Annotated in this window: 3 protein-coding genes; all 3 read right to left on the bottom strand. The window is 74.7% G+C overall.

Going from position 1 to position 3,541, the window contains the following annotated elements; translation table 11 throughout:
* Positions 1–33: 33 nt before the first annotated feature.
* The 3 genes from ACTIDRAF_RS0219885 to ACTIDRAF_RS0219875 all read right to left on the bottom strand — a co-directional run bounded on the left by ACTIDRAF_RS0219885 (position 34) and on the right by ACTIDRAF_RS0219875 (position 3,404).
* The gene (locus ACTIDRAF_RS0219885) at positions 34–1,431 is read right to left on the bottom strand and encodes an FAD-binding oxidoreductase (protein ID WP_016700476.1); all 1,398 of its coding nucleotides are present in this window, start codon (positions 1,429–1,431) and stop codon (positions 34–36) included.
* Between the two features lie 75 nt (positions 1,432–1,506).
* Positions 1,507–2,700: a glycoside hydrolase family 76 protein gene (locus ACTIDRAF_RS0219880; protein ID WP_016700475.1), complete on the bottom strand. Its 1,194-nt coding sequence runs from the start codon at positions 2,698–2,700 to the stop codon at positions 1,507–1,509.
* 62 nt (positions 2,701–2,762) lie between these two features.
* Positions 2,763–3,404: a TrmH family RNA methyltransferase gene (locus ACTIDRAF_RS0219875; protein ID WP_026066307.1), complete on the bottom strand. Its 642-nt coding sequence runs from the start codon at positions 3,402–3,404 to the stop codon at positions 2,763–2,765.
* Between the last annotated feature and the right edge of the window lie 137 nt (positions 3,405–3,541).

The raw sequence follows: 3,541 nt of genomic DNA, 5'->3' as shown, positions 1-3,541 counted from the left end.
AGGGCTGGGGGGGGGGACGGCTGGGTGGCGGGGTCAGCCCCGGAACATCGAACCCGGGTTGAACAACCCCTGGGGGTCCAGCGCGTTCTTGATGACCCGGTGCGTGCGCAACCCGACCGGTCCGATCTCGGTCGCGAGCCAGTCCTGCTTGATCCTGCCGACACCGTGCTCACCCGTCACCGTTCCGCCCAGGCGCAGCCCGAGCGCGAGGATGCGGTCGAAGGCGCCTCGCGCCGCCTCCGCCTCGTCCTCCCGGGACGCGTCGTAGACGATGGTGGGGTGCATGTTGCCGTCGCCGGCGTGGCCCGTGACGGCGACCGTCAACCCGACCTCCTCCCCGATCTCGGCGCAGCCCGCGATCAGTTCGGCGATCCTGGTCCTGGGGACGCAGACGTCGTCGGTCAACCAGGACCCGAGGGTTTCCAGGGCGGGGAGCACCGCCCGCCGGGCGGCCAGCAGCAGCCGCCCCTCGGCGAGGTCGTCCGTGTGGTGGGTGAACTCGGCACCGGCGTCCAGGCAGACCTGTTCCAGCCTCTCGACCTCGGCCAACCCAGCCGCCCCGCCCAGGTCGGACTGGCCGATCACCAGCGCGGCGCTTCCCGCGCCGGCCCCGAGCTCGGTCGACAGGTGCCGTTCCACGGCCCTGACGCACACCGAGTCCATGATCTCCAGGAGGGAGGGGACCATGCCCTCCCGCACGATCCTGGACACCGCCGCGCCGGCCGCCCCGGTGGACCCGAAGGAGGCGACCACGGTCGCCGGTGCCTGGGGCAACGGGCGCAGCGCGAGCGTGGCCCGCGTGATCACGCCGAGCGTCCCCTCGCTGCCCACGAACAACCGGGTGAGGTCGTACCCGGCAACGCCCTTCACGGTGCGGCGCCCGGTCCGGAGCACCTCCCCGTCGGCGAGGACCACCTCCAGCCCCAACACCGAGTCGGTGGTCACCCCGTACTTCACGCAGCACAGCCCACCGGCGTTGGTGGACAGGTTCCCGCCGATGGTGCACCAGTCGTAGCTGGAGGGGTCCGGCGGGTAGAACAGCCCGTGCTTCTCCACCGCCGACCGCAGGTCCAGGTTGACCACTCCCGGCTCGACGACGGCGACCCTGTTGTCCGGGTCGATCTCGACGATCCGGTCCATCCGGGTCAGCACCAGCACGACGCAGCCGTCGACGGCGTTGGCCGCCCCGGACAGCCCGCTGCCCGCCCCCCTCGGCACGATCGGGACGCCGGCCGCCCCGCAGGCCCGCACGACGTCCTGGACCTCCTCCGTGGTTCCGGGCAGCACCACGGCGGCGGGTGATCCCGCCGGCGCGAGCGGCATCATGTCGCGCCGGTAGGACTCCGTGACGTCACGGTCCACCAGGACGTGGTCCGGCCCCACGGCGGCGCGCAGGGCGGTGAGCAGGTCGACGTCGACGGGTGAGCCCATGCTGCCTGACGGTAGCCGTTCGACCGGCCCTCCGGAAGGATCCGCCTCGCCCCGCCCCCGTCGCACGGCAGCGGGTCAGCCCGCGCCGACCACCCCCGACCGCTCCACCGAGGCGGCGGCCTCCAACACCATCCAGGCACCGAGCTGGACCGACAGGTCCCGTTCCGGGATGACGTCGGGGCTGACGGCGCCCTCCCCGCCCCGGGTGCGCTCGGACAGGCCCGCCGGGCGGCACGGCACCCGCGCCGGCTGGTTCCAGTCCGACGGGAACAGCGGACCGGAGCCCACCACCCGCCGGTTGCGCCACACCGCCTCCGCCGAGGCCAACACCAGCTCGGCCGCCAGTGCCCGCGATCCGACGTCTCCCGGCGGGAGGCGGGCGACCGCGAGCGCGAGGTAGCGGGCGAGGATCCCGGAGAACAGCCCGCCGTCGCCGCCACCGTGGGTCCGCAACGCCCCGCTGGAGGTGACCAGCCGCGTCGCGACGGCGTCCACGGTGCGCCTGGCCCGCAGCCACCACCGCTGCTCACCGGTCGCCGAGGCCAGCTCCAGGGCGGCGCCGAGGTACACGCCCTGGCAGTAGGTGTAGACGCGGCGGACCACCCGGCGCACGCCGCCCCGGTAGTCGACCCGGACCCCGTCCCAGAGCAGGCCGGTCGCCGGGTCCACCAGGGTGTCCTCCAGCCACTCGGCGATCGCGACCGCCCGTTCGAGCCCGTGGCCGGACGTCTCTGTGCCCAAGCGGGCGTGCAGGATCGCCGCCGGCCCGTTGGCGGGGGTGTTCTTGAAGTCGTCGTGGTACCGGGAGTGCCGCCGCCACCAGATGCCGCCGCCGCCGTGCCGGGTCCACGCGGCGTGCAGCTCGGCCTCCACCGCCCGCAGGGCGTGCCGGTGCCGTTCCCCGGTCACCGCGCCGGCGCGGTGCAGCGCCAGCCCCAACCAGGCCATGTCGTCGTAGTAGTCGTTGGTCCAGCCGAGGTTGCGCAGCACCACACCCCGCGCGAGGCGGTTGAGGGCGGTCCGGCGCGCCCGGCTCGGCGCCCGGAGCTCGGCGTCGACGAGGCAGTCGAGCAGGTGTGCCTGCCACCAGTAGTTCCAGCGGCCGATCCCCAGGCGCAGGGCAGGGCTCGGCGGCCAACTGGCGAGGCCGATCAGGGTGCCGGGCAACCCCCACACCTCCCGGAGGTGGCGTTGCCGAACGGCGCGTTCGGCGACCTCGGCTCGCGCGGCCCACACCCGACGCCGCGTCAGCGACAGTTCCTCGGTCATGCGCACATCGTGCCCCCGGCGGCGGGGGCGGCCGGCCGGAAGACACGTCCGGCGGCCCCGGTTCACCAGGCCAGGGTCAGGTCAGCGTGGTCGCGGACCCAGGCGTGCATGACGATCCCCGCGGCGACGCCGGCGTTGATCGAGCGGGTGGAGCCGAACTGCGCGATGGACACCAGGAGGTCGGCGCCCTCCCGCGTCCCCGCGCTCAGCCCGCTCCCCTCGTGCCCGAAGACGAGGACGCACTCGCGGGGCAACGCCGTCTCCTCCAGTCGCACCGAGCCCGGGGTGTTGTCCACCCCGACGACGGCGAGGCCGGAGCGCGCGGCGAACCCGAGGAGGCCGTCCACCTCGTCGTGGTGTTCCAGGTGCTGGTACCGGTCGGTGACCATCGCGCCCCGCCGGTTCCAGCGGCGTCGGCCGACGATGTGGACGGCCCGCGCGCCGAACGCGTTGGCCGTGCGCACCACGGTTCCGATGTTGTGGTCGTGCTGGAAGTTCTCGATGGCCACGTGGAACGGGTGCCGCCGGGTGTCGAGCTCGGCGACGATCGCCTCCCGCCGCCAGTACCGGTAGGCGTCGACCACGTTGCGCCGGTCACCGTCCCGCAGCAGTTCGGGGTCGTAGTGCTCACCGACCGGCGGCGGCCCGGACCAGGGGCCCACTCCCACGGGCGGGCCGGCGGGGGTCCACTCGGTGGGGCCCACCGCGTCCGGCTCCGGCTCGTGCCCGGGCTCCGCCCCGCGCGAGGGGCGGCGGGCGGTGGTCGGCGGGTCGTCGCGGTACCGAGGGGGGCCGGCGGTCACTGCCAGCCGCCAGGGCCGGCCGGGCCCTGCGGCGGCTG

This window comes from Actinoalloteichus spitiensis RMV-1378 (assembly GCF_000239155.1).
Taxonomy (GTDB): domain Bacteria; phylum Actinomycetota; class Actinomycetes; order Mycobacteriales; family Pseudonocardiaceae; genus Actinoalloteichus_B; species Actinoalloteichus_B spitiensis.
Note: the sequence above shows the minus strand (reverse complement) of the source record. Positions and strands in the feature narration are given on the sequence as shown.

What these genes read in the sequence shown, in the direction of transcription:
- ACTIDRAF_RS0219885 (WP_016700476.1), bottom strand. Translation starts at nt 1,431, where the DNA reads ATGGGCTCACCCGTCGACGTCGACCTGCTCACCGCCCTGCGCGCCGCC.
- ACTIDRAF_RS0219880 (WP_016700475.1), bottom strand. Translation starts at nt 2,700, where the DNA reads ATGACCGAGGAACTGTCGCTGACGCGGCGTCGGGTGTGGGCCGCGCGA.